Source organism: Gordonia sp. ALPHA1B1 (assembly GCF_005502615.1).
Lineage (GTDB): Bacteria > Actinomycetota > Actinomycetes > Mycobacteriales > Mycobacteriaceae > Gordonia > Gordonia hongkongensis.
The window spans coordinates 1-26,786 of record NZ_SCOC01000008.1 but is presented as its reverse complement, the minus strand read 5'-3'; the positions used below and the strand labels follow the sequence as shown (position 1 = coordinate 26,786).

Annotated in this window: 14 protein-coding genes and 1 tRNA gene; 7 read left to right on the top strand and 8 right to left on the bottom strand. The window is 69.2% G+C overall.

Features of this window, described 5'->3' with window-relative positions; all coding sequences use genetic code 11:
* Nucleotides 1-156: 156 nt before the first annotated feature.
* On the top strand, nucleotides 157-2,208 hold the full coding sequence (locus FFS52_RS07270; protein ID WP_137809295.1) for a neutral/alkaline ceramidase: 2,052 nt from the start codon (nucleotides 157-159) through the stop codon (nucleotides 2,206-2,208).
* Nucleotides 2,209-2,265: 57 nt separating this feature from the next.
* Here the strand turns inward: FFS52_RS07270 and FFS52_RS07265 are convergent, their stop codons facing one another.
* From FFS52_RS07265 to FFS52_RS07255, 3 genes are all read right to left on the bottom strand, one after another.
* Entirely contained in the window at nucleotides 2,266-3,456 is a 1,191-nt protein-coding gene (locus tag FFS52_RS07265) for an Ig-like domain-containing protein (RefSeq protein ID WP_058250283.1), read from the bottom strand.
* A gap of 313 nt (nucleotides 3,457-3,769) precedes the next feature.
* Nucleotides 3,770-3,842: transfer RNA gene (locus FFS52_RS07260), tRNA-Lys, on the bottom strand.
* Nucleotides 3,843-3,969: 127 nt separating this feature from the next.
* The gene (locus tag FFS52_RS07255) at nucleotides 3,970-4,194 is read right to left on the bottom strand and encodes a DUF3618 domain-containing protein (RefSeq protein ID WP_058250014.1); all 225 of its coding nucleotides are present in this window, start codon (nucleotides 4,192-4,194) and stop codon (nucleotides 3,970-3,972) included.
* Between the two features lie 150 nt (nucleotides 4,195-4,344).
* Between FFS52_RS07255 and bcp the strand changes: the two genes are divergently transcribed.
* Both bcp and FFS52_RS07245 read left to right on the top strand, forming a co-directional pair.
* Nucleotides 4,345-4,821, top strand: a complete 477-nt coding sequence (gene bcp / locus FFS52_RS07250) for a thioredoxin-dependent thiol peroxidase (RefSeq protein ID WP_055474734.1) — start codon at nucleotides 4,345-4,347, stop codon at nucleotides 4,819-4,821.
* Nucleotides 4,822-4,831: 10 nt separating this feature from the next.
* Entirely contained in the window at nucleotides 4,832-5,458 is a 627-nt protein-coding gene (locus FFS52_RS07245) for a TetR family transcriptional regulator (RefSeq protein WP_055474733.1), read from the top strand.
* Between the two features lie 12 nt (nucleotides 5,459-5,470).
* Here FFS52_RS07245 and FFS52_RS07240 read toward each other — a convergent pair whose 3' ends face one another.
* Nucleotides 5,471-5,863, bottom strand: coding sequence for a holo-ACP synthase (locus FFS52_RS07240; protein WP_055474732.1), 393 nt, complete (start codon nucleotides 5,861-5,863; stop codon nucleotides 5,471-5,473).
* Between the two features lie 38 nt (nucleotides 5,864-5,901).
* A complete protein-coding gene (locus tag FFS52_RS07235; protein ID WP_137809294.1) occupies nucleotides 5,902-15,165 on the bottom strand; it encodes a type I polyketide synthase in 9,264 nt (3,087 codons plus the stop codon).
* A gap of 584 nt (nucleotides 15,166-15,749) precedes the next feature.
* Between FFS52_RS07235 and FFS52_RS07230 the strand changes: the two genes are divergently transcribed.
* Together FFS52_RS07230 and FFS52_RS07225 are read left to right on the top strand one after the other, a co-directional pair.
* A complete protein-coding gene (locus FFS52_RS07230) occupies nucleotides 15,750-16,175 on the top strand; it encodes an HIT family protein (RefSeq protein WP_065629038.1) in 426 nt (141 codons plus the stop codon).
* Nucleotides 16,172-16,981 carry an NAD-dependent deacylase gene (locus tag FFS52_RS07225; protein ID WP_137809293.1) on the top strand — a complete coding sequence of 270 codons (810 nt, stop codon included), beginning with the start codon at nucleotides 16,172-16,174 and terminating at the stop codon, nucleotides 16,979-16,981. Before FFS52_RS07230 ends, FFS52_RS07225 begins: the two co-directional genes overlap by 4 nt.
* A 12-nt stretch (nucleotides 16,982-16,993) precedes the next feature.
* Here the strand turns inward: FFS52_RS07225 and FFS52_RS07220 are convergent, their stop codons facing one another.
* The 3 genes from FFS52_RS07220 to FFS52_RS07210 all read right to left on the bottom strand — a co-directional run bounded on the left by FFS52_RS07220 (nucleotide 16,994) and on the right by FFS52_RS07210 (nucleotide 23,587).
* Nucleotides 16,994-21,175, bottom strand: coding sequence for an AAA domain-containing protein (locus FFS52_RS07220; protein WP_137809292.1), 4,182 nt, complete (start codon nucleotides 21,173-21,175; stop codon nucleotides 16,994-16,996).
* Between the two features lie 105 nt (nucleotides 21,176-21,280).
* Nucleotides 21,281-21,613 carry a rhodanese-like domain-containing protein gene (locus FFS52_RS07215; protein ID WP_058250009.1) on the bottom strand — a complete coding sequence of 111 codons (333 nt, stop codon included), beginning with the start codon at nucleotides 21,611-21,613 and terminating at the stop codon, nucleotides 21,281-21,283.
* A gap of 201 nt (nucleotides 21,614-21,814) precedes the next feature.
* The gene (locus tag FFS52_RS07210; RefSeq protein WP_065629041.1) at nucleotides 21,815-23,587 is read right to left on the bottom strand and encodes a DEAD/DEAH box helicase; all 1,773 of its coding nucleotides are present in this window, start codon (nucleotides 23,585-23,587) and stop codon (nucleotides 21,815-21,817) included.
* Nucleotides 23,588-23,823: 236 nt separating this feature from the next.
* On the opposite strand from FFS52_RS07210, the gene FFS52_RS07205 reads away from it, so the two are divergent.
* Both FFS52_RS07205 and opgC read left to right on the top strand, forming a co-directional pair.
* Nucleotides 23,824-25,611 (top strand): long-chain fatty acid--CoA ligase, encoded by a 1,788-nt coding sequence (locus tag FFS52_RS07205; RefSeq protein WP_137809291.1) that lies wholly within the window; start codon nucleotides 23,824-23,826, stop codon nucleotides 25,609-25,611.
* A gap of 72 nt (nucleotides 25,612-25,683) precedes the next feature.
* Nucleotides 25,684-26,786, top strand: a 1,103-nt coding sequence (gene opgC, locus FFS52_RS07200) for an OpgC domain-containing protein (protein WP_137809290.1), incomplete at its 3' end; no start/stop codon positions are given.

Sequence of the window (26,786 nt, the reverse complement as noted above, 5' to 3'; positions counted from 1 at the left end):
TCGGGATCGGGTTCATCATCGGGATCCCGGGCGGCGACGACAACGACTGAGTTCGACGCCTGAACTGATCTCGACCACACGGCCGCGCCGTCAGGGTGTGTGCCGCGATGACATCGCACGTCTGCCGGTGTCGTCCTACGCCCGGAAGGACGGCACGTGGACCTCACGCGCAGACAGTTGATGGCCGGTGCCGCGGCGACCGCCGCCGCGGCCGGGCTCGGGTCCGGCCTGTCCGCCGCCCCGGCCGGCGCGTCGCCCCCGGGGTCGACGAGTTACCTCGTCGGCTGCGGCATCGGAGATGTCACCGGCGCGGTCGCCGGCCAGGGCATGATGGGGTATTCGAATCCCGAGCAGGTCGCGGCCGGGCTCCTGCAGCGTTGCTGGGCGCGGGCCTACATCATCGTCGATCCCGCCACCGGGCGGCGCGTCGTCTTCCTGACCGCCGACCTCGCGTGCCTGTTCCAGTCGCACCACATGGGCCTGATGGCCAAGCTGCGCAACCGATTCGGCTCCTTGTACACCGAATCGAACGTGAATCTGAACGCACAGCACACGCACGCCTCCTGCGGCGGCACGTCCTGGGACTACGCGTATTCGCTCGCCGCGTTCGGGTTCAAGAAGAACTCCTACGACGCCGAGATCGACGGCATGTTCGCCGCGATCGTTCGCGCGCACGAGAATCTCGCGCCCGGCAGCGTCACGATCGGCCGCGAGGAATTGCACAACGCCAGCCGGAATCGATCCCGGGTCGCCTTCGACGCGAACCCGTCGGCAGACAAGCGGCACTTCCCCGATGCGATCGACCCTCAGGTCACGGTGCTACGACTGCGGCAGCACGACACCTCCGGCGGCCGGGATGTCGGTGCCATCACCTGGTTCCCGACACACGGCACGTCTCTCACCGACCGCAACGTCCTCATCGCCGGCGACAACAAAGGTTACGCGAGCCACCTGTGGGAGCGCACCCAGCCCGGGTTCGTGGCCGCCTTCCCGCAGACCAACTCCGGCGACATGACGCCGAACCTCGCACTCGCGCAGTTCGATCCGCGCGGACCGACATCGGACAACAGACGCAACTGCGAACTCATCGGCGAGCGTCAGTACATCGCCGGACGGCGAGGCTTCGAGGCGGCCCGTCCGATGACCCGGGGCGGCGTCGACTCCATCGTGCGGTACGTCGACATGTCGGCGGTCCGGATCTCCGGTACCTACACACCCGACGGCCGACCGGCGTCGACCACCCCCGCGATGATGGGCGCCGGCGCGGTGGCCACCAGCAGCGAGGACAACTACGAGAAACCGCTCCCCTTCCTCGTCGAGGGCATGACCAATCCCCTCGTCACCGCGCTCGGCGGAGACCGCGTCCCACCGATCGCGCCGTGGATGCGAGACATGCAGGCGCCCAAGCTGATCGCGTTCCCGCTCGGTCTGCTGCCGCCCTCGGGCTGGATCCCGTCGGTGGTGCCGCTGCAGCTCATGCGCATCGGCGAACTCGTGCTCGTCGCCGTACCCGCCGAGGTCACCATCGTCGCGGGTCTGCGGCTGCGTCAAGTGGTCGCCGGCGAACTGCGGACCGACGTCGACAACGTCCTCGTGCAGGGGTTCGCGAACGCCTACACCCAGTACGTCACGACGCCCGAGGAATACGACCTGCAGCACTACGAAGGCGGCGAGACTCAATTCGGGCGATACACCCTGCCCGCCTACCTGCAAGAGTTCGCCGCACTCGCCGCGGCCATGTCGTCCGGACGCCGGATCGGCCGTGGTCCGGCGCCGGTCGACAAGTCCGCACTGCAACCCGACCTGGTGCCCCCGGTCCCCGCCGACCGTCCGATACCGGGCCGACGCTACGGCGACGTCCTGCGTGAACCCGACGCCACGTACCGCGCCGGTTCGACCGTGACCGTGCAGTTCGTCGGCGCGCATCCCAACAACGACTTCCGGCACGGCCGGACCTATCTCGAGGTGCAGCGGCGTACCGGCAGCGAGTGGACGACGGTCGCCGACGACAACGACTGGTCCACGGAGTTCCGGTGGGCGCGCCCGGCCGGCAGCACCGACACGTCGCGGATCACGATCACCTGGCGGTCGCCGACGGACGCGTCCGGGATGCACCGCATCCGCTACTTCGGGGACAGCCGCGATGCGAACGGGTCGACGAGGCCCGTCTCCGGGACGAGTCGCACGTTCCGCATCGGGTCCCGCTGACGCACGGACGCCACCGACCGCGGTGCGGTTCGGTGGCGTCCGAAGGCGTGCTGAGCGTCAGGCGTTGTCGGCGTTGCCCTTGCGCCACACCGACCACGGGATGTTCCAGTCGCCGAGACCATCGGTGCCCGACAACGTTCCGCCTGTGGTGTTCTTCACGATGACCGGGTCGCCGCGGAGGGTGTTCTCCATGACCCACAGCGCGTTCTCCGGGCTCAGGTTCAGACAACCGTGACTCGTATTGGTGTTGCCCTGCGCCCACACCGACCATGGTGCGGAGTGGAAGAAGATGCCGCTGTAGGACATCCGGGTCGCGTAGTCGACCGGGGTGCGGTAACCGTTCGACGAATTGACCGGCACGCCGTACGTCGATGAGTCCATGATGATGTGGTCGTGCTTGTCCGAGACCAGGTAGATGCCGTTGTCGGTCTCGTCGCCGGCCTTGCCCATCGACGTCGGCATGGTCCGGATGACCTTGCCGTCGCGTTCGAAGACGACCTGCTTGGTGTTGTCGTCGGCCGTGACGATCATCGAGCGTCCGACGGTGAAGTTGGTCCGCACGTTCTCCTGGCCGAACAGGCCGTCACCCAGGTCGATGCCGTAGGTGTTGACCGCGACCCGCACCTTGGTGCCCGGCTTCCAGTACTCCGCCGGCCGCCACCGCACCTCGCTCGGGCTGATCCAGTAGAAGGCCCCTTCGACCGGAGGGTCGGTGGTGATCCGGATGGCGCGCTGCGCCGCACGACGATCCGCGATCGGCTCGTCGAACTTCACCGCGACCGGCTGTCCGATACCGACGGTCTCGCCGGGACTCGGTGTCAGATACGCCTGCGTCAGGTTGTTGGGGCTGCTCGTGGTGAAGGTGACCTTCTTGGTGACCGCACCACCGATGCCCACCGCGTCGGTCTCCAGGGTGTAGGTGCGGTTGTAGCCCAGGGCCTCGTTGCTGACCCACACCGTGTCGTTGTCGGCGAGGGTGCCCTTGACGGGGGTGCCGTCGGACTTCTTGATCAGCACCCGGCTGATGGTGCCCTCACTGGTCTTCACCTTGATGGGCGCACCCGGCTGCACGCCGACGGCGTTGTCGTTCAGGGGACGTTCGGCCCACTCGGTGATTTCGAGACCCGGCTTGAGCAGATCGTCGAAGAGACTCGAACTGCTGACGTTGTCGGAGTACGACGCCTCCTGCGTGCACGACGTCACCAGCGCGACGATTGCCAACATCACACCGCTGATGATCAGCGGCATCCGCCGAGTACGACCGATCCCCATCTCACTCCCGCCTGTCGACGCCCCGACCCCGAACCGGTCGGTCACGCTGCCTCGCAACCTTGAGAACACTGCACACCCCGAATCCGAAACGGACATTCCGAACCCCGATGTCGCGGACCAGTGTACGAGAAATCGGACCGAACGCTTCGGCCGTTATCCATTCGAGCGGCGTGTTGCGCACCCGAAACGCCGAACGTTCATCTGCCGTTCATCGACCACCGGCCGCGGTCGAAACCGTCTGAGACGCCACAAGACGCCTCGCTCGATGCGAGGCGTCTTGAGTACTCTGTGCGCCATCAGGGACTCGAACCCCGAACCCGCTGATTAAGAGTCAGCTGCTCTGCCAATTGAGCTAATGGCGCTTGGCGGTGCGAGATGGAACCTTACAGGACCCCCGCGGCAGAAGTGAAATCGCCTGGTCGGAGCGGCTTCTGCCGTTCGACGGGCCCGTGCGGACGAGGTCGCGCCGCCGATTGCTGGATCAGCGGGTCATCGCGAGGCGACCTTGCGGACGACGACGAGCAGGACCAGGGCGCCGACCCCGGCGAGTGCGTACTTCACCGCAGGCGTCTGCAGTGTCGCGAGAGCCTTCGACTTGGCGTCGTCGGCGAGCCGCTGGGGGTTGGCGCGCTCGGCCAGCGCGTCGAGCGTACTGGCGAGGTCCTCACGGGCCTTGGCGATGTCCTGCTCGATACGTTCGGTATCTCCGGCCACGTTGCATCCTTCCGGCGCTTCTCGTTGGTCTTCTCACTTCCCGGCCGCCGCACGACCTCTCGGCGCCGGGGACGAACCGCCAGATGGCAGCGTCTCGATGCTACGACATCCCGGCATCCGGGCATGTCGCCATGCACTAGCCTGGCTCTCATGGCTGAGACCACCACCCGACTGTCCGTGGGCGACACGGCGCCGTCGTTCACGCTGCCCGACGCGAACGGCGACCCGGTCTCGTTGTCGGACTACGCCGGCCGCAAGGTCGTCGTCTACTTCTATCCCGCAGCGGCCACCCCGGGGTGCACCAAGCAGGCGTGCGATTTCCGCGACAACCTCGGCGAGCTGAACGAGGCCGGGATCGCGGTCCTCGGCATCTCCCCCGACAAGCCCGCGAAGCTGGCGAAGTTCGTCGAGGCCGAGGGCCTGACGTTCCCGTTGCTCAGCGACCCGGAGAAGAAGGTGCTCACCGAGTGGGGCGCATTCGGGGAGAAGAAGATGTACGGCAAGACCGTCACCGGCGTCATCCGGTCGACGTTCCTGGTCGACGCCGACGGCACGATCGAACTCGCGCAGTACAACGTCCGGGCCACCGGACACGTCGCCAAGCTGCGCCGCGACCTGTCCGTCTGAGCCGGCCCCGATGCCCGAGTCCGCCGAACCGCTGGTGCCGCGCAAGCGGCCCACTCAGGAACGCAGCAAGCGCAAGTTCCAGGCGATGCTCGAAGCAGCACGCGAGCTGTTGATCGACGTCGGGTTCGAATCGCTGACCTGCGAGGAGATCGCGACCCGGGCCGAGGTCCCCATCGGCACGCTCTATCAGTACTTCGCGAACAAGTACGTCATCGTGTGCGAGCTGGACCGCCAGGACACCGTCGACGTCCGCGAGGAACTCACGGCGTTCTCCTCGGAGGTGCCGTCCCTGGAGTGGCCCAGCCTGCTCGAGAAGTTCCTCGATCACCTGGCGGCCCTGTGGCGCACCGACCCGTCGCGGCGGGCGGTGTGGCTGGCCGTCCAGTCGACACCGGCGACCCGCGCCACGGCGTCGCTGAACGAACGGGTGCTCGCCGAACAGGTCGCGCGGATCATCGCGCCGCTCACGCCGTCGCAGCGCGAACGCCGCGAGATGATGTCCCAGGTGCTCGTCCACACGGCCTACTCGCTGCTGAGCTTCTCCGTACAGGACGGCCACGACCACGACGAGACCGTCGCCGAACTCAAGCGGATGCTCGCGGGCTATCTGCTGCTCGAGGAGTCGACGACGGTCTGAGAGCCGTGCGGGCTACCTGCCCTCGAGGATGGCCACCGCCGCAGCGGTGTCCCCGTCGTGGGTCAGCGACACGTGCACGGTCGTGTCGCGCAGATGCTCGCCGATCTCGCCGGACAGGCGGATGGCCGGACGGCCCCACGTGTCGGTCACGACCTCGATGTCGCTGTGTCGGATCAGCGGCAGCAGCGGAGACCGCGAGAAGCGGCTCACCGACCACGCCTTCACGACGGCCTCCTTGGCCGCCCAGCGGGCGGCCAGATGCCGGGCGTCGTCGCCGGTCCCGGCGGCCGAGTCCCGACGCTCGCCGACCGTGAACCGGTCGGCGAACGTCGTACCCGGCTGCCGGAGCTGCTCGCCGAACTCCGGGATCGACACGATGTCGATGCCCACACCGAGCACGCTCATCCCTTGGGAGTCACTCGCGCCGTTCGCCTCACCGGGTGTCACCGACCACCCGCCACCGGCTCACCGGCGACGTAGACGTCGGCGCCGTCCAGACGGGTCTGCGGATCGAGGAGCATGCCCGCCTCGGCGTCGTGCTCGTCGACCGACTCGTCGAAGCGACGGTTCGGCGGACGCTGGTAGGCAGGCTCGCCACCGCAGATCGACTGCAGGAAGCGCTGACTGCCCAGGCGGGTCCGCTCGTCGGCGCGCTGACGGTAGGCGTCGCGCTCCTCCGGGTTCAGCGAGGCGATGAACGCCTCCGGGTGCACCACCGCGATCAGTCCGGACACGTGACCGAAGCCGAGGCTGGTCAGCAGACCCGCCTTGAGCGGGAACCGCTCGCCGAGCTGGAGGGTCTCCCGCGGCCAGACCAGGTGCGGGTACTCGGCCATCTTGTCGTCGACACAGTCGAGGCTGCGGTTGGGCGGGATCACGCCGTCACGCAGGATCTGGCACAGACCGATGAGCTGGAAGGCCGCCGCGCCACCCTTGGCATGACCGGTCAGCGACTTCTGCGACACCACGAACAGCGGTGCGCCCTTGCCGCGGCCGATGGCCGCCGCGAGCCGCTCGTGCAGTTCGGACTCGTTCGGATCGTTCGCCTTGGTGGAGGTGTCGTGCTTGGACACGACCGCCACGTCGTCGGCGCTGACGCCGAGCGAACCGAGCGCACGTGCCAGCGGCGAGGACAGCGACCCGCGAGCCGCGCCCAGGGCACCGAGACCCGGAGCCGGGATCGAGGTGTGCACACCGTCGCCGAAGCTCTGCGCCCACGCGACCACACCGAGCACCGGCAGACCCATCTCGGCCGCGACATCGCCGCGGGCGAGCAGGATCGTGCCGCCGCCGGCCGACTCGACGAACCCGCCGCGTCGGCGATCGTTGGCACGCGAGAACCGGCGATCGTCGATGCCGCGCGCGGTCATCTTCGCCGAGTCGGCGGTCGCCGACATCGCGCCGAAGCCGACGATGCCCTCGATACCCAGGTCGTCGAAGCCGCCCGCCACCGCGAACAGCGCCTTGCCGAGGCGGATCTTGTCGACGCCCTCCTCGACCGACACAGCTGCGGTCGCACATGCCGCCACCGGGTGGATCATCGCGCCGTAGCTACCGACATACGACTGGACCACGTGTGCCGCCACGATGTTCGGCAGGGCCTCCTGCAGGATGTCGTTGGCGTTGGCCTCGCCCAGCAGGGTGTTGATGTACAGGTCGCGCATGGAGGTCATGCCGCCCATACCGGTGCCCTGCGTGTTGGCGACCAGACCGGGGTGCACCCAGCGCATCAGTTCGCTCGGCGTGAAGCCCGACGACAGGAAGGCGTCGACCGTGGCCACCAGGTTCCACAGGGCGACCCGGTCGATCGACTCGACCATGTCGGGGCTGACGCCCCAGCGGGTCGGGTCGAAACCGGTCGGGATCTGACCGCCCACGGTCCGGGTCAGCGCGAACTGGCGCGGAACGCGGATCTCGGTGCCCGCCAACCGGGTGACCTGCCAGTCGCCGTCGGCGTTCTGCGTGACCCGGGTCTTCTCCGGGTTGGCACTGGCGAATGCTCGCGCCTCGGCCTCGGAGTTGACCGTGAAGGTCAGGTCCTCGTCGACGAAGACCGAGGTCAGCAGCGGCGAGGTGTTGTCGACCATCGCCCCGTCGTCGGCGTAGCGGCGGATACCGCAGCGGGCGACGACCTCGTCGTGGTACCGCTCGGCGATCTCGCTCTCCGGCACCGGGTCTCCGGACGCGGTGTCGTACCAGCCCGGCTTCGGCGCCGAATCCCAGTGCACCAGTCCGGTGTTCCAGGCGAGCTCGAGAACGCCTGCGGCCGAAAGCTTCTCGTCGACCTCCATCTCGAAGCGGGTGCGGGCCGAACCGAACGGGCCGAGCTCGCCGGCACCCACGATGACCACGAGGTCCTCGGGTCGGGCGTCGATCGACGGCCACTGCGGACGCATCGCCTTCGGGGCGCGCGCCGGTGCCGGCAGCGCCGCGACGGTCGTCGCCGACACCTCGTCGGTGTCCGCGGACTCCTCGGCGGCCGCCGCCGCGGTGGCCGCGAGCGCCTTGAGGTCGGTCGAGCTGTCCAGGCCGCCGGTGAAGTCGGCCAGGATCGGCGCACTCACCGCGGCCGACCGCTGCTCGGGGCGGCACAGGGTGAGCAGGTTCGCCGCCATCTCGTCGGTGCTCCAGGTGCGCACACCCGCCGCCTCGACCGCGTCGACCATCCCGTCGTTGTGACCCATCAGCCCGGTGCCGCGCACCCAGCCGATCAGGGCGTGGGCGAGCGTCGTCTTGGAACCCCAGGACTCCTCGGCCGACCAGCGCTGTACGAGTGCGTCGAGCGAGGCCTTGCTCTCGCCGTAGGCACCGTCGCCGCCGAACATGCCGCGGTTCGGCGAACCGGGCAACACGACGTGCACGCGGGCGGCGATGTCGTGATCGGAATGGACGTCGGCGAGACCGCCGATGAGCCGCTCCACCGACCAGAGGAGCACCTTCATCTCCAGCTCGGCGCGACCACCGGCGTCGGTGAGATCACCGGCGACCCGCGGTGCGGCGAACGGGAACAGCAGCGTCGGCTTCATCGCCGGCTTCACCACTGCCGTTGTGCCACCGAGGTTCTCCGTCTGCTCCCCCGCGATCCAGCCGACGAGGTCGTCGACATCGGCGTACGACGCCATGTTCGCGGGAGCAATCCACAGCGCGGCACCGGCCCGGGCGTTCTCGCGGTACAGCTTCTTGTAGAAGGCGAGACGGTCGGAGTTCAGGCGCGACGTCGTGGCGATCACGGTCGCGCCACCGGCCAGCAGCCCGGCGACCACGCCGGCGGCGATCGAACCCTTGCTCGCACCGGTCACCACGGCGATCTCGCGGCTGTAGGCACCCTTCTCGGGATTCTCCGCAGCGTGCGCGATCGCGCCGAAGATGCGGCCGTGCACGGCGTTTCCGTTCGCGAGGGCCTTGCCCTGCCACCAGGTGGCGTGGTCGGCGACGGTGTCACCGGCTCCGGCGAACCCGCCGACGATGGTGTCGAAGTCGGCGTCGAGGTCCTGCTCGTCGGTCAGCCAGAGTCGGACGAGATCCTCACGGGCGGTTGCCCACCGGTCGTCGATGAGGACGACCTTGGCCGCGTCGAAGGCCGGCGCCACCGTACGGGCCCAGTCCGACCCGAGTTCGGCGCTGACCAGCTCGGCGAGCTCGGCGTTCGGGTCGGCCACGGCCTCGGCGAGATCGGCGACCTCGGCGAGTCCGAGCTTGTCCAGCAGGGTGTACGCGGCCGAGGCCAGCGCGCCGGACCGGCCGGTGATCTGCTCGGTGAACTCTCCCAGCGCCGCGGCGTCGACCGTTGCGCCACCACCGGATTCGGCGGCCGGCTTGCCGACCGGGATGCCCTTGACCGCACCCACCGCGGACACGGCCTTGTCGATGAGGGCGTCGAGGGAATCGGTGTCCGTCAGCGGGCCGTCGAGCAGATTGCCCAGCGCCTCGCCGCGGACGGACGCGCCGTCCCTGGTGCCCAACGCCAGCGCGACGGTGGTGTGCAGACCCCACCCCGGACCCAGCTGCCAGACACCCGACACGCGGTCGGTGATGTAGTTCTGGCGCTTGCCCAGCGGGCCGAGCACCTTGCGGACCTGGTCGCTGACCGCATCGGTGAGCACCGCACCCAGCGGCCGGTAGCCACGGGCGAGGGTCTCCACGGTCGACGACAGCGCGGTCATGTCGGCTTCGGCGGCACCGTCGATGGCGCCGAGTCCGAGCTCGCCGCCGATGTCGAGGAGCAGCTGGTTACGACGCGACGACACACCGTCGCAGAGCGCCTCGATCGTGTCCGCGGACCCGATCTGGTCGACGCGCATCTTGGTCCACAGCGCGATCACGGACTTCACCGCATCCGACGGCGTGAACGCGATGTCGTCGGGACGCGGGCCGCCGGCTGGTGCCGCCGGTGCCGCGGGAGCAGCAGGCGCGGGCGCCGCCGCGGCGGCCGGAGCCGCGTCCGCCGCCGACGTCTCGGCCGCTGCGGGAACGTCGAGCTCGTCCTCGTCGGGCTCGTGCCCGGCGTCCTTGGCCAGGATCGTGTCGGTGTCGCGCTCGACGTTGAGCACCTCGGTGGTGGCCGCGGCGTAGTCGTCGAGCTTGAGGGTGTTGGTGGCCAGACCCGACAGCGTCGGGGCGCCCTTCAGACCGATCTCGACGAAGCGCTGGACTCCCAGCCCGTTCCGCTCGGGACCGCTGAACAGCAGTTCCTGGGTCTCGATCCACCGCACCGGGCTGGCGAACTGCCAGGCGAGCAGCTCGATCAGGATCACCCGGGCCAGTTCGCTCGGGGTCGCCTCCCAGGCGTCCCAGTCGGCGAGGACCTCGTTCAGCGGATCCGACGGCACCAGCGCCGCGATCTCCTCGACGAAGTCGCGTCCGAGGTTGAACAGGCGCGGCACCAGGTTGGGGATGTAGCGGCCGATCAGGATGTCGATGTCGATGTCGGCGGGCAGCAGCTCGGCGAGCTTGCCGCGGAATTCCGGGACCCCGGCGCGCAGCACGCTCGAGTGGAACGGGACGTCGATGCCCGGGATCAGGATGAACGCGCGCTTGCCCCCGAACTCCGCACGCCGCCGGTCGATCTCGGCCTCGAGCAGTTCGAGACCGCGAACCGTGCCGGCGATCGCGTACTGCGAGCCGAGGAGGTTGAGGTTGACGACCTCCAGGAACTCGCCGCCCGCGGCGCCCACGCCGGACACGAAGTCGGTGACCTCGGCGTCGGCCAGACCGAACTGGCTCGGCCGGATGGCGGCCATCCGATAGTCACTGCGCCCCTGCTCATCTCGCGGGACGAGGTGATGCATGGCCTCGCCGCGCTGGAACACGACTTCGAGGACGGCCTCGAGCGGGAGGACGCCGGCACATGCGGCGAGCGCGTTGTACTCACCGACCGAGTGACCACACGTGATGGCACCCTCGACGAAGCCACCGGACTCCTTGAGCTCGGCGATCTGCGCGACACCGAGCGTCGCCATGGCGACCTGGGTGAACTGCGTCAGGTACAGCACGCCGTCGGGGTGGTTGTAGGTGGTCCCGTTGGCGACGAGCGTCGTCGGGTTGTCGCGGACCACGGCGAGGATCGAGAAGCCCAGCGCCGCACGGGTGTGCTTGTCGGCACGATCCCAGATCTTGCGGGCGGCCTTCGACCGCGAGCGGGCGTCGAGTCCCATGCCCTTGCTCTGGATGCCCTGGCCGGGGAACGCGTAGACGGTCCGCGGCGCGGCGAGCAGACCGGTCGCGCTCATCACGAGGTTGTCGCCGACCTTGGCGCTGACCTCGACGACCTCGCGGCCGTTGTCGAGACCCACGCGGTCGACGCGCACCGAGATGCGGTCGCCGAGCCGGACCATGCCGAGATAGCGTGCGGTCCAGCCGATCAGCGGACGAGGCGATGGCGTCGGATTCTTCGCGTCGGTCGCGGTGACGACCTGCTGCGCGGCGGCCGACAGCCACATCCCGTGGACGATCGGGTCGCCGAGACCGGCCAGCTTCGCGGCTGCGGCGTCGGTGTGGATGGGGTTGCGGTCACCGGACACGACGGCGAAACCGGTCATCCGGTTCGGCGCGGTGATGGTGGCCGTCCGGAGCAGCTTGCGGGTGGCCGACTGCTCGGCGGCGGGTGCACCGCCGGCCCGGGCCGGGTCGGTGAGCTCGGCGGCGCCCAGACGCCCACGGATCGCGAAACGCTCCTCGAGCGTCGCGATCGGGCCGGCTGGTCCGGCGATCTCCACCGTGACCTCGACGACACGACCGACGTCGGCATCCCGGACCGCGCCGGTCCGTGCGGTGACGGTCAGTTCGGCTGCGGTCGCGGGGATCTCCCCGGTCAGCGCGATCGCGTGATCGAGGTGGACCAGGTCGAGCAGACCCTCGACGACCGGGTCACCGGAATCGGTGCGGGCGGCGCCGATGACGCTGAACACGCTCGGCCAGCACGCGCCGACCAGGGTGTCGGGCACGGCGAAACCGAACGGGTCGGTCGGGGTGGTCGGACGCAGGTGCGGCGGCAGGGAGAACCCGGTCACCGCAGCGTGATCGGCGACCGAGTCCGGCTGCCAGGAGACGGTCGTGACCGACACGCCATCGGTCACCTCGGCCAGGCTGCCGCCGGCGGCCACGGTAAGGATCTCGCGCATCGCGGTCGACGCGTCGTCGAGGCCCACCAGCGGCGAACCACCGTCGCGCAGGCTCTCGCCGGCCAGCAGCGGGATACGCACGGAAGCGCCCGAGATGGGGACGACGAGGTCGAAACGGGTGGCGTCGGAGTCGGCGGAGACCTGCTCCAGGACGGCGCCGCTGACGGCGTGTTCGGCCCGCTCGGGTCCGACCACGGTCCAGGCGTCGCGATCGCCGAGCAGCGCGATCGGGCTCGCCACGATCCGGCCGGCCCAGCTGACGTCGTCGGACTCCAGCACCGAGGTCAGCACGCCGGCTTCCTCGGCCAGCCCGGCCCGGTGCCGGGAGGCGACGGCGACCGGGCGCTCCCCGGAGGCCTGCAGATCGGACGCGACACGGGCCTCGAACCGATCGAGCAGTTCACCCACGGGCTCGTCGACGCGGGTGATGCCCGCGACGGCGACCGGCCCCGGGATGACGCAGACCGCGTCGGCGCCGTAGCGCGGATCGTGGGCCTGCCACAGGGAGTCACTGCGCCACCAGCGGCGTACGTCCTTGTCGATCACCGGCACGAAGTTGACGGGCTTGCCCGGGGTGCGGCACAGCTCCAGGAAGAACGCGACGTCCGCGGGATGCAGGATGTCGGTGTCGATCTCGGGGTACACGCTGCCGAGCGCGTCGATTGCGGCATACGCATCGGCGGCGGCGGTGACCTCGGCGAACATCGTCGGGATGGGCCCGGAGTCCTGCGGGTGCATGCGCGCCTCGGTGCGCTGCAGCATCTCCACGAAGCGCTGCTGCCAGGTGATGTCGGCCCACGGGGCCTGCTCGCCCCGAGCGTCACCGACGGCCAGCGCGGCGTACCGGTCGAGCCACTCGCGGTAGGTCATGGTGGCGACGTCGCCGAAGTACGGCTTCGCGGTGTCGGCCATCGCGGCGATGATCTCGTCGCGGCGGGCGGCCACGGCGTCGGCGTCACCGGCGACCTCGTCGAGCAACCGGCCGCAGCGCGACGCGGTGTTGTCGACCTCGTGGATGTCGGCGCCGAGCTGCGAACGGCCGGAGGCCATTCCGGCGGTGGCGTGACCGGCACCGATCCACTCGTCGATGCCGGCGGTGTCGACGAGGAGCTGCTTGACCTCGGGGGTCGTCGTCGCTTCCTTGGCCGCCATGGCGGCGGTGCCGATGAGGATGCCGTCGAGCGGCATCGTCGGGTAGCCGTAGCCGGCCGACCAGCTGCCGGTGAGGTATTCACTGGCGCGCTCGGGCGTGCCGATGCCACCGCCGACGCAGATCACGACGTTCGGGCGGGCGCGGAGCTCGCCGTAGGTCGCGAGCAGCAGGTCGTCGAGGTCTTCCCACGAGTGGTGGCCACCGGCGCGGCCGCCCTCGATCTGCACGATGATCGGGTGATGCGGAACCTCGGCCGCGATGCGCACGACGGACCGGATCTGCTCCACGGTGCCGGGTTTGAAGGCGACGAACCGGAGTCCGGCCTCGACGAACTCGTCGACGAGCGCGACCGCGTCCTCGAGTTCGGGTATGCCCGCCGAGACGATGACGCCGTCGAGCGGGGCTCCCTGCGCGCGGGCCTTCTGCACGATGCGCTTGCCGCCGAGCTGCAGCTTCCACAGGTAGGGGTCGAGGAACAACGCGTTGAACTGCGCCTCGCGTCCCGGCTCGAGCAGATCGGTGAGCGTGGCGATGTTGCGCGCGAAGATCTCCTCGGTGACCTGACCGCCACCGGCCAGCTCGGCCCAGTGTCCGGCGTTGGCCGCGGCGGCGACGATGGCCGGGTCGACGGTCGTCGGCGTCATGCCGGCGAGCAGCATCGGCGAACGTCCCGTGAGGCGGGTGAAGGAGGTCTCGACGACGGTACGGCCGTCGGGCAGCTCGACGAGGGTCGGCGCGAACTGCGACCACGGGGTCGCGACCTCGGGCACGCCGCCGGGGCTGAACAGGTTGCGCTGTCCGACGCGCAGCGCGGCGGGCACCAGGCCGACACCCTGCCCGCGGACCAGTGATGCGGTGAGACGGGTCGCGATGTCCCCGGGACCGAAGTCCAGGACCCACTTGGCGCCGCCGGCGACGATCGAGTCGACCGAGGCGACCCAGTCGACGTGCCCGACGAGGATGTCGTGGGCGTGGCGGGTGGCGAGGTCACGGTCGATGCCGCAGCGGTCGGCCCACTGGCCGACCAGCTCTACAGCCTCGGCCATCGCCGGGTGGTGGAAGGCCACCGACACCTGCAGGTGGTCGAACTTCGGCGCGAACGGCGCCCCGCCGGTGCGCTTGCGCTTGCGCTCGTCGGCCTCGGTCGCGGCGACCCGCTCACAGAGGGCGGCGAACGCGGCGAGGTGCCGCGGTGCCCCGGACAGCACGACGGCGGTGCGGCTGTTCTTGATGGCGACCACCGGGGCGGTCGTCAGATCGTTGTCGGACAGGCCGGCGCGGTACTGCGCCAGGATCTCGTCGACGCGAGCCGGGCTGACGTTGGTCAGTGCGAGCATCGGCGTGCCGTCGGTGGTGACGCCCAGCCCGCGGCGACGCGCGGTCAACGAACCGGCGGCGCCGATGAGGTGCGCGACGGCCAGCAGCAGGCCCTGACCGGACTCGGCGATCCGGCCGTCGGCGCCCACCGCATCGGTGGCCAGCGAGCCCTGGGAATGCCCGACCACGGCCTTCGGCGGGAGCACGGCGGTGTCCAGGCCCTGCTTGCGGAGTGCCTCCACGGCGGCGAGCTGGGTGAGCAGCACACCCGGACCCGAGAGGGTGAAGTCGGCGAGAGTGGCCTCGGCGGGCACGTCTTCGCCTGCGTCGTGCGCGTGCACCCAGGTGAGCGGGTGGAATCCGGACACCCGTGCCACGACGAGTTCGTCGGCAACCGGCTCGACGAGCCGTTCGGCGGAATCGACGATGGTGGCGACCCGGTGTTCCAGGTCGGCGTCGACGACCAGCTCGGTCAGTGTGGGCAGCCATGCGCCGCCCTGCCCGCCGAAGCTGATCGCGTAGGGCTCGCCCTGCGTGAGCCGCTCGATGAGCGTGGTGGTGGGCCGTTCTGCGTTGGCGGCGCCCTGCGAGCCGGAGCGGAACTGGTCGACGGTCACGGATACTCCTCTGTGGTGGTCGGTCTCAGAGTGTGGATTTGCGGAGTGCGTAGGTGCGGTGCAGTAGATGTCTATGGGTGTTGTGCGGTTGGTCTGCGAGTCGCGGCGGCGCGAGAAACGCTGTCGGCAGCGGCCTTTCCGTGCGCTGACGTGATCGGTCTCGCCGCCGTCGCGCACGACCGGCCGCGGTGGCGACACCGCCGGATCGAACTAGCTGGTACAACAAAGGAACACGCCTGCCGCACAACAACATTGGCGCGCACCGGTTTTGTCCGGAGCCGGCGTCGGCGTGAACATGACACCTATGATGACACACGAAAGTGAGGGAACCCTCATGTTTGTCGGTGACCTGTCGGTATACCGACCAGTAACCGCGCGGGTAACTTTCGGCACCGTGTCAACCACCATGGGAAGCGTCGGAAAACCGCCAGGCCAGGCAACATACCCAGGGGTACGCGTGCGCCCGAACTCTCGCTCGGTCAACCGTTATCAAACCGTTATGTGATGTGGGGCACCACTGCGCGTCGCGGTCCAGCCGAGCCGCAGGCCGAGTGCCATCGAGACACCCCACTAGAGTCGGCCGCATGAGCAGTTGCATCTTCTGCGCCATCATCGCGGGCACCTCCCCGGGTCGCATCGTCTACTCCGACGACGACGTCCTCGGGTTCCTCGACATCCGGCCCGTGACCCGCGGGCACACCCTCCTCGTGCCCCGGGTCCACTCCTCCGGGCTCGACGACCTCGACCCCACCCTCGGCGCCGCTCTCTTCCGCGCCGGCCAACGAGTCGCCACCGCGATGAAGACCGGACCGGTGTCCGCCGACGGGGTCAACCTGGCACTGAACGACGGCCGCGCGGCCTTCCAGACCGTCTTCCACACCCACCTGCACGTCGTCCCCAGACACGACGGGGACAAGCTGAGTTTCGCCAAGGGCTTCCTCGTCCGCCGCGACCCCGACCCCGACGAGACCGCGGCTGCGGTGCGCGCCGGGATCGAGTCCGTCGGATGACCTTCGCCGGCGAGCCCGACCCGGACACCGGGGCCGGGACCCGGATTCCGGACGCGGTGGCCGACCTCGTGCGTCGCGCGGAGTGGATCACGGTGTTCAGCGGCGCGGGTATGTCGGCCGAGAGCGGCATCGCCACCTTCCGGGACGCCCAGACCGGTTTGTGGGAGAAGTTCGATCCCGCCGAACTCGCCACCCCGGAAGCGTGGGCGCGCGACCCCGCACTGGTCTGGGGGTGGTACCGCTGGCGCGCCCGCGAAGTGCTTGCCGCGCAGCCCAATGCGGGCCACCGCGCGCTCGCCGAACTCGCCACGAGCCGCACCGTCATGATCGTGACGCAGAATGTCGACGATCTCCACGAGAGGGCCGGCGGCGACGTCGTCAGCCACCTGCACGGCAGCCTGTTCGCCCCCCGGTGTTCGGTCTGTGGGACCCCGTACGACGGCCCCGGCGCATTCCCCGATCCCGGCGACACCGGTACCGCGCCGGATGACCCGCGCGTCGACCCGCCCACGTGTCCGCGCTGCGGCGGGAGGGTACGGCCCGGCATCGTGTGGTTCGGCGAAGCACTGCCCGAATCGGATTGGCAGCGAGCGGATCAGGCGTTCCGTGCGGCCGAGGTGGTGCTCGTCGTGGGCACCAGCGGGATCGTCTACCCGGCAGCCGCGCTACCCGAACGCGCGGTGCGTGCGGGCATCCCGGTCATCGAGTTCAACCCGTCGCCGTCCGCGCTGTCCGACATCGTGACCCACAGTCTGCGGATGCCCGCCGCCGTCGGTCTGCCGGCGTTGCTCGCGTCACTCGGCTGACGAGGTGCGGCGTCACTCCCCCGCGGTGAGGTCGATCGGCTGCCATCTCCCGACGTCGTCCGTCGTCTGAACCGCGACGAGCGACCCCGGCTTGCACCCGCGCTCGTCGAGCACGGCGGCGACATGATCGAGCACGCGGTCGGGATCGAGTTCGAACTCCGACTCGCGCACGCGGACGAATTCCCAACCGCAACGGCGCAATTCACGCTCGCGCTCCAGATCCGACCGAGCCTGCTGCCCGGTCCCGGCGAACTCGTCGGCATCACACTCGACGGCCATGCGCGCATCGGCCCCCAACACGACCAGGTCGACGATCCGGTTGTTGACCGTGACCTTCGGGGTCACGTGATAGCCGAGCGCCGCGAGACGGTTGAACACGCGCTGTTCGAGGAGGTTGTCGAACGGGCTCACGCGTCGATCGTCGGGCACGTCGGACGGCATGGCCCCGATCGACGGACCCTCGTTGGCGGACACATAGGACAGCAGCGAGGCACGAAGGTCGTTGGGGCGCAACTCGTCGAGTCCGATCGAATGGAACAGCCACAACTGGTCCATGGCCCGGGTGGCCGCCACGTTGACCCGGCGTTGGGACTCCGCGCGGGTCAGCGCGGAGATCGCACCGGCGTCCGAGACGACCATCGACAGGAAGACCACGCGCCGCTCGTCTCCCTGGAAGTCCGGGGGTGAGCCGACGCGGATACGACGCGAGCGCCAGGTCTCGGTGTCGATCGCGGCGCGCAGCGCCTTCTCGATCGTCTCCACCTGCTTGACGCCCTGCAACGCGATCACACCGAAGTCCAGATCGTCGTATGCCGGATCGGCCAGACACCCCCGGAGGGCGTCGACGATGGCGGCCGCCTCGGCCTCGTTGCTGATGCCGTTGCCGGTCCCGGTGGCCGTTCCGTCGACCGCGACCGTCCGCAATGGTTCGAGCCGGTCGGAACCGTACTGGCGCACCGGGATCAGCGGCGCGGACCCGTAGAACTGGCGCGACGAGAACTCGATGATCTCGGGCATGGACCGGAAGTGTTCCCGCAGTCCCACGACGTTGCCGAAACGGCTGCGCAACAACGAGAACAGGCTGGACCGCGGCGTCAACCCGTCGCGTAGGTATGTCGGGAGGTCGGGCAGCGTGGCATCGAGTTCGGCGAACGCGGAATCGAGGCTGGTGCCGCTGAGACCGACGGGCGCGCACTGCTTGTCGTCACCGACGACGATCACGCGCGGGGCCAGCCAGAGAAGGAACGCACTGGTGATGTCGGCCTGGGACGCCTCGTCGACGATGACGACGTCGAAGGAGTTGCGGCGCGGTGGGAGGGTCTCGGCCACCTGGCTGATCGACATGATCCAGGCGGGCACGGCGTTGCGCGCCTCGGCCATGGCCTCGCGCGCCGCGCGTCGGAAACGATTGGCATGTTTGCCCGATCCCTTGCCCAGGTTGATCATGTGGTCGCGGTAGGACTGCACGGCCTGCAACTCGCCGGCCGTGGTGCGCGCCAGCACCTCGCGGACGGCGCGCGCAGAGGCGAGCCGGGTGGTGAGGGCCGCGATGTCGACCTCGACGGCGTCGAGGTCGGACTGCAGCCGGTCCTCGGCAAACGGATCGCTGCGTTCCTCCGCCCAGGTGTGGGCGAACCGCCACGCCCACGCCGCGCCCATGTCCCGGGCGCGTTCGGTCCAGATCGGGTCCTGCGCGCTCGACCACATCGTCTTCGCGAGTTCGGGTGCCCGGCTGCGCAATCGGAGCCCGAGAAGCTCCAGGGCATTCTGCTCGTCGGCCTCGGCTGCGGCGGCCGCGAACGCGCGCCGCGCGTCTCGGATCGCGACCGGGTCGGCCGTGGCGAGTGCCGAGAGCAGCGCGTCACCCTCCGGCGACGGCCCCTGTTCGAGTTCGGTCGTCAGGCCGTACACGCGGTCGGCGAGTTCCTGTTCGGCGAGGACCGCGTCGTTGGCGGCCGCCACCGATCGCGCCTGATGGGCCACCTCGGCTGCCTCGGCGACGGTACGTGGTCTCGGGCCGCCGGGGCTGATCGCCTCGAGTTCACGGACGAGATGCTCCCGGCCGGTGAGCAGCCTCGAGATCCACGCCAGTTGGTTGTCCAGGCGGACGAGGTGGTCGAGCTGCGCCGACCGCGACCCCGACGCGTCCACCGGGACGTGCAGGTCCGCCAGGATGCGATGCACCTGATGTACCGCGTCGATGACGGTGAGGTGATCGGCGACCCGGCGCAACGAGGCCTCGTCGCGAGGAGGCCGCCCGTCCACGGTGGCCCGCACCGGCGACTCCTCGACCGCGCGCTGCTCGGGCGAACGCCGCAACCGTCCCCGCCACTGACCGCCGTCCCGCAGGAAGTCGGCGGCGGCGTCGAACAACGCGGCGTCGCCGGGCCGCGCCCCGTCGACGACGACCGCGTGCGCGCCCAGGTCACGGTCCCGACGAGCGGCCTCGGCGATGACCGGTGACAGCGTCGTCACCCGCGACCAGAGGTGCGCGGCGCGTCCGGCGAGCAGCCGATCCGCCATGTCGACGATCGGCTCCGGGTACGACGCCACCTCGCCGGAGGCGACGGCGAGTTCGTCGCAGATGTCCTTGATCCGGACCAACCGGTCACTGTCGACCCCGTCGAGCACGGACAGCAGCGTCCCGGCGCCGGCCATCGGCTCGCGGGGCCGCGCGGCGATCCGGGTGCAGACGGAGTCCATCTCCCCCGGCTCGGGCAGGTGGTGGTCGAGGTCGACGAACCGTTGCGCGAGACGCGATCCGGAGCCACCGGTGCTCGCGAGCAGGTCCGCCAGCCGGACGAACTCGGCCGAGTCCAGCGGGGGCACCGCGCCGTGGACCGGCCCGGGCATCCAGTCGAACGCGGCGGCGTCCGCCCGCACCCGGCGGACGATCTCCGCCGGGGATCCCCGATAGTCCCCCGCGACCCATTCGTGGACCTCGGTCTCTTCCGCACGCAGTTCCCAGAGTTCGCGGAGCAGCTGATCCCGTTGTCGCAGAGCGTGATCGCGGCGCGCGGCCAGGTCGGCGATCTCCGCGTCGGCGACCCCCGGCGTGAACGACGCCTTGCGTTCGGCGAGCTCGGTCACCGCATCGACGATGCCCTCGGAACTGTCCTGGGACACGTCGGCGATCGACACGGTGAGCGCCCGCAGAGCGGGCGGCAGCATGTCCCGGAGCACGTGGAGCGCATGGGCTTTCTCGCTGACGACCAGGACGCGCTGTCCTTTCGCCAGCAAGGCCGAGGTCACGTTGGCGATGGTGTGGGTCTTGCCGGTTCCGGGCGGACCCTCGACCACCACACCGGTGTCGGACCCGAGCCGGGCGAGCACATCGCGCTGTTCGGCATTGGACGGCAACGGGAACAGCGCATCGGCGACCAGGTCCGCTGGATCGAGGACGCCGGGGGCGCGGAGGGCGGCGAGACGGTCGGGAGCCTCGATCGGGCGGACGAGCTGGGTCAGCCCGACCGGTACCTCCGACTCCTCGTCCCGCAGGTCGTCGATGATGGCGTCGTAGAACGCGAGGGAACTCTCCACCCCGCGGCGACGGAGGACCACCGCGGGCCGACTCTCCACCGTCAACGACACACGCTCGGCGTCGACCTCGATCGCCTCGCGCCATTCGCCCGTCAGCTCGGCGGTCTTCGGCGACAGCACCGAGGTCTGCGCGGACAGCTTGCCGCGGATCCCGACAGCACCCGCGAGATCGAGACCGTCGAGAGCAGCGAGCAGATGGGTATCGCGAACCGCGGGAGACGAGCCCGCCCCGAGCGTCAACCGGATCGTGTCGTCCGCGTCGCGGTCGGCGACCAGAACCTGACTGAGGAGGTGTTCGCGGACCATCGGGTCGGCGTCCGCGTCTGTTGCGTCCCGCACCGTGACCAGTGCGGACGCGATGACGAGTTCGAGTTCTTCGGGCTCCGCGCCGAGCGCGTCGACCAACGCGGCGAGTTCGGCGTGGACCGCGCCGGCCCGAGCGGCGTCGGGATCGTCCGGGCCGACCTCCACCACGACCTGGCCCGGCACCGCGTTCGACCGTACGGCGACGGCGGTGGACGGACCGACCCAGACATGGCCGGGGTGGTCGGAGATGTCGTGGACGTCACCGGAGCGAGACCGGACGAGATCGGCCAGAAACGTCATCAGTCGGGTGACCTGATCGCGCAACGTCTCGCGCGTGTCATCCTGCATACCGATGTGTTCCTCTCGTCGCCGGCGACTCCTACGCTACAAGACGCTGGTCAGAGGAACTCCGTGCCGCCGCGCGGGTCGGCCGGATTCCCGACACCGGGCCGGTCAGCCGACGGAACTCGAACGCAGCGCGCGGTATCCGCCGTCGACATAGCGCACGTTGGTGTATCCGCACTCGGCGATCTGTTCGGCGATCCGCGGGGCCTCCGAACGGACCGACACCACGGCGATCTCGGTGTCGCGGTCGCGGATCACCGGGAAGGTGCCCGACGGGGTCGGGGTGAACCGCTTCGGCACCTCGGTCGGGTCAACCACGAGGGCACCGGGCAGACTCCCCTGATGCCGGACCACCTGGGGCCGTGCGTCGACGACGACCGCGTTCCCCTCGCGGCTGTGATTCATTGCCTCGACTGCCGAAATCGAATTCACCACTGACACCGGTGACTCACCAATCCTGTTGCTCGAATTTGTCCGTGTTCATGCGTTCGCGACGGCCATCGGGTGACGGCCGTGGCGTGAATGACCCCCGTCGACCAGGTTACGGAACGATCTCGAATTGACAAGTTTTCTCACACAGCTCTCAGAAGGGCGCATTCATGCGCTCCCTCTGCTAGACGAGCCGCAGCGGAACCGTCAGGGTCAGGAATGGCGACCGCGGCCCGCGACACGCGGGGACGGACGCTTACCCCAATTGTCGCCACGACGACCGTCCCGCCCGCCGCCGTGCCCGCCGGCTCCGCGCTTGGCGCCCCCGCGCGTGCGCGGTGCGCCCATGTCCTTGCGGATGTCGATCGGGTTCTTCCCGATCTTGGTATGCCGCAGCGACGAGAGGGTCTCGTTGTCGAGATCATCGGGAAGCTCGACGAGGCTGAAGTCGTCGCGGATGCTGATGTTGCCGAAGTCGGCACGGGTCAGGCCGCCCTCGTTGGCGATGGCACCGACGATCGCACCGGGCGACACCTTGTGCTTGCGGCCGACGGCGATGCGGTACGTCGCGAAGCTCGCGCCCGGGCGCCGCGGAGCACGCTCACGCTCGGGGCGCTTCTCCGACTGCGGCGGGTCCGGCGTCATCAGGAAACCGCCGTCTCGTGTCTCGAGCGCCAGCGCGGCCGCGATGTCGGCCATCGCGACGTCGTTGTCCCGCGCGTAGTTCTCGATCAGCCCGCGGAACAGATCCAGGTTGTCCGAGGACAGGTTCTGGGTGATCGAGTCGGCGAACTTCGCGACCCGCTGTGCGTTGACATCGTCCACGCTGGGCAGGCCGATCTCGGTCAGCGTCTGCCGCGTGGCGCGCTCGATCGCACGCAGCAGGTGGCGTTCGCGCGGCGAGACGAACAGCAGCGCGTTGCCCGAGCGGCCGGCGCGCCCGGTACGGCCGATGCGGTGCACGTAGGACTCGGTGTCGTGCGGGATGTCGTAGTTCACGACATGCGAGATGCGGTCGACGTCGAGCCCGCGGGCCGCGACATCGGTCGCGACGAGGATGTCGATCGAGCCGTTCTTCAGCTGGTTGATGGTCCGTTCCCGCTGCGCCTGCGCGAGGTCGCCGTTGATGGCGACCGCGGAGAACCCGCGCGAGCGCAGCTTCTCGGCGAGTTCTTCCGTCGCCTGCTTGGTGCGGACGAACACGATCATCGCGTCGAAGGTCTCGACCTCGAGGAAGCGTGTCAGCGCGTCCAGCTTGCGCTGGTGGGAAACCTGGAGATAGCGCTGCGTGATGTTCTGCGCGGTCGCGGTCTTGGACTTGACCGTGATCTCCTGCGGCGAGTTCAGGTACTTCTGCGCGAGGCGCCGGATGGCACTGGGCATGGTCGCCGAGAACAGCGCGACCTGCTTGGTGTCCGGGGTCTCGGCGAGGATGCGCTCGACGTCCTCGGCGAAGCCCATCGTCAGCATCTCGTCGGCTTCGTCGAGGACCAGGAACTCCAGACCGGAGATGTCGAGGGTCTTGCGATCGAGGTGGTCGATGACCCGACCGGGTGTGCCGACGATGACCTGCGCGCCGCGACGCAGACCCGCGAGTTGGACGCCGTAGGACTGCCCGCCGTAGATCGGCAGCACCTTCACCTCGGGCATGTGCGCCGAATACTTGCCGAAGGCCTCGGAGACCTGCAGTGCCAGCTCTCGCGTCGGCGCGAGGATCAGCGCCTGCGGGGTACGCGCGGAGGTGTCGAGGCGGGACAGGATCGGGATGGCGAACGCGGCGGTCTTGCCGGTACCGGTCTGCGCGAGGCCGACGACATCGCGTCCGTCCATGAGCGGCGGGATGGTCGCCGCCTGGATGGGCGACGGGGTTTCATAGCCGACGTCGGTGATGGCCGCGCGTACCCGCGGGTCGATCTCGAGGTCGTCGAACGAGCCGACCTGCGGGTCGGCGGGGGCGTCGTGCTCGCCGTGATTCGAGGTACTCATGCGGCGGAAGTCTCATTCATCGCCCTCAACTGTAATGGCCGTCCACCAGAAAGTCGGCATCACGCCCGGGCGGGGTCGCATCAGCCCCCTGAGCAGGGCACGAGCCACGTTCGGTCACCGGTGTGATGCATCTAACGAATACTGGTACTGTCAGTGCCACTCATCCGGCCATCGGTCCCGGTCACACGCACACCGATGTCCGGAATGTCCATTTGTTCTCTCGTCTCAGGAGTGCCATGCAGCAGCAGTACGCCACCCCGTCCGATCTGACGATCGACGACAAGGCGACGACCGTCGACACGATCCTGCGCTACCGCGCGGAGCGCCCCACGATGCCGCTCTTCCGCAAGCGCTCGCACAACCAGTGGGTCAACGTCACCGCCAAGCACTTCACCGACGAGGTGGACGCGGTCGCGAAGGGTCTGATCGCCTCGGGTGTGCAGGCCGGCGACCGCGTCGCGATCCTGTCGTCGACGCGCTACGAGTGGACCGTGCTGGACTACGCGATCTGGCGCGCCGGGGCGTGCACCGTCGCGATCTACGAGACGTCCGCCCCCGACCAGGTCCAGTGGATTCTCGAGGACTCCGGCGCCAAGCTCCTGTTCGTCGAGAACCATGAGCACTACACCCGCCATCTCCGGGTCATCGACGAGACGCCCACCCTCAAGGAGACCCTGGTCATCGACGACCACGCGCTCCCCACGGTCACCAAGCGCGGCGCGAAGACCGCCGACGCGGACCTCGACCAGCGTCAGGCGAATGCGTTGTCGTCGGATGCCGCCACGCTGATCTACACCTCGGGCACCACCGGACGGCCGAAGGGCGTCGTCCTGACGCACGCGAATTTCCTCGCCGAGACGGCCGCGACCCGCGACGCGGTCGGCGCCGGTATGCGGGAGGGCAAGTCGACGCTGCTCTTCCTGCCGCTGGCGCACATCTTCGCCCGCGTCGTCGCCGTCGGCTGCGTCGAGAACGGCGTGATCCTCGGCCACACCAACGACCTGACGAACCTCGTCGCGGACCTGGGCGTGTTCAAGCCGAACTACGTGCTGTCGGTGCCGCGCGTGTTCGAGAAGGTGTACAACTCGGCCAAGCAGAAGGCCTACGACGGCGGCAAGGGGTCGATCTTCGACAAGGCCACCGACACGGCGATCGAATACAGCAAGGCGACGGCGGCCGGCAAGGTCGGCCTCGGCCTGAAGCTCCGGCACGCCGTCTTCGACAAGCTCGTGTACGGAAAGCTGCGCGACGCCCTCGGCGGCCAGTGCGAGGGAGCGATCTCCGGTGGCGCTCCGCTCGGTGCGCGCCTCGGCCACTTCTTCCGCGGCGTCGGCATCCCGGTGTACGAGGGCTACGGACTGTCGGAGACCACGGCCGCGGTGACGGCCAACAACGAGGAGAACCAGAAGGTCGGTTCGGTCGGACGCCCGATCCCCGGCGTCACCGTCGCCATCGCCGACGACGGCGAGGTCCTGCTCAAGGGGCCGGTCGTGTTCGGTGGGTACTGGAAGAACCAGGCCGCCACCGACGACGCGATCCGCGACGGGTGGTTCCACACCGGCGACATCGGCACCCTCGACGACGGCTACCTCTTCATCACCGGCCGCAAGAAGGAACTGATCGTCACCGCGGGCGGCAAGAACGTCTCGCCGGCACAGCTCGAGGACACCATCCGGGCGCACCCGATGGTGAGCCAGTGCCTCGTCGTCGGCGACAACAAGCCTTTCATCGCCGCACTGATCACGATCGACCCCGAGGCCGTGCCCGGCTGGTTGGACCGTCACGGCCTGCCCGCCGACACCCCGATCTCGGACCTGGTCGAGAACGCCGACCTCAAGGCCGAGATCGACGCCGCGGTGAAAGAGGCGAACACCAAGGTCTCCAACGCCGAGGCGATCAAAAAGTTCTCGATCCTGGACACCGATTTCACCATCGACACCGGTGAGCTCACCCCGACGATGAAGCTCAAGCGCAACGTCATCCACGACGCGCACAAGGAAGCGATCGCCGACCTCTACACCTGAGCGGATCTCTCTTCACGACTCGCCGCGGCCCGGGATGCCCCCGGGCCGCGGCGCTGTCTATCGTGCAAGTCAATGAAACGAGACCTGGCCATCGATGCCACCCGCGGGGTGGCCATCTGGAGCATGATCACCGCGCACTTCGCGCATGAGTCCGTGCTGGCCACCCCGACCCACGCCTTCCCGTACGTCGACGGCATGTCCGCGTTCGTGATGCTCTCGGGCGTCGTGCTGGGTCTGGTCTATCAACGGTGGGTCGCTCGCCATGGGCTGGCCTTCGCCTACAAGCGTCTTGCCAAGCGGATCGTCGTCCTCTATCTGTGCCAGCTGGCGATCGCCCTCGTCGCGGTCGCGGCCGCCCTGGCCGGTCACCGATGGCTGACGCTCCTGCTGCCGGTCGACGGGTGGGGTGACGGCCTGCGCCTGGCGCTGACCATGGATTATCTGCCCAGCGGCGGCAACATCCTGCTGCTGTACATGGTGTTGCTCATCTCCGCGTTCGGGCTGTTCCCCCTCCTGCGTCAGGGCTGGTGGCGCTGGGTGCTCGCCGGTTCGATCGCCCTGTACCTGATCTCGCTGGTCCACTCCCCCGACTGGTTCTATCTGAGCGCCTACCAGGCGGCACCGCACATCCAGAACGTCGCCGGCTGGCAGATCATGTTCGTCCCGGCACTGGTGATCGGCTGGAACTGGTCGCAGTGGCGTGTGTCGGAGTTCGTCGACCGCTGGATCATCGCGATCGTCGCCGTCGCGCTCGCGGTGGCACTGTTCTTCCACTTCGGCATCGACTACGGGCCGTGGGCCCATCTCGAACCGGCGGTCGCCGACAAACTCGACTTCCGCCCGGCCCGCGCGATCGGCGCCTACCTGGCCATCCCGGCCGTCTACGGGATCTTCCGACTGCTGCTCAGGCGGTGGCATCACGACTGGCTGCGTCCACTCGTCATGACCGGCACCCGCAGTCTCGACTCCTACGTCATCCAGGCGATCGCCCTCGTCGTGGTGCCGATCCACATCGCACACCGCCCCTGGAACACCGTCACGATGGACGCCGTCGCGCTACTGGTGTTCGCTGCCTGCTGGGGGTGGGCCGAGTTCCGGTACTTCGCGCACGTCGACAAACTGCACAAACTGCCGCTGCGGATGGTCCGGCTCGTGCGTCCGCATCGACCCGACAT

Coding starts and splice junctions, on each gene's coding strand:
- FFS52_RS07220 (WP_137809292.1), bottom strand. CDS start 21,175: ATGCAGGATGACACGCGCGAGACGTTGCGCGATCAGGTCACCCGACTG.
- FFS52_RS07205 (WP_137809291.1), top strand. CDS start 23,824: ATGCAGCAGCAGTACGCCACCCCGTCCGATCTGACGATCGACGACAAG.
- FFS52_RS07240 (WP_055474732.1), bottom strand. CDS start 5,863: ATGAGCGTGCTCGGTGTGGGCATCGACATCGTGTCGATCCCGGAGTTC.
- FFS52_RS07265 (WP_058250283.1), bottom strand. CDS start 3,456: ATGCCGCTGATCATCAGCGGTGTGATGTTGGCAATCGTCGCGCTGGTG.
- bcp (WP_055474734.1), top strand. CDS start 4,345: ATGGCTGAGACCACCACCCGACTGTCCGTGGGCGACACGGCGCCGTCG.
- FFS52_RS07225 (WP_137809293.1), top strand. CDS start 16,172: ATGACCTTCGCCGGCGAGCCCGACCCGGACACCGGGGCCGGGACCCGG.
- FFS52_RS07210 (WP_065629041.1), bottom strand. CDS start 23,587: ATGAGTACCTCGAATCACGGCGAGCACGACGCCCCCGCCGACCCGCAG.
- FFS52_RS07230 (WP_065629038.1), top strand. CDS start 15,750: ATGAGCAGTTGCATCTTCTGCGCCATCATCGCGGGCACCTCCCCGGGT.
- FFS52_RS07245 (WP_055474733.1), top strand. CDS start 4,832: ATGCCCGAGTCCGCCGAACCGCTGGTGCCGCGCAAGCGGCCCACTCAG.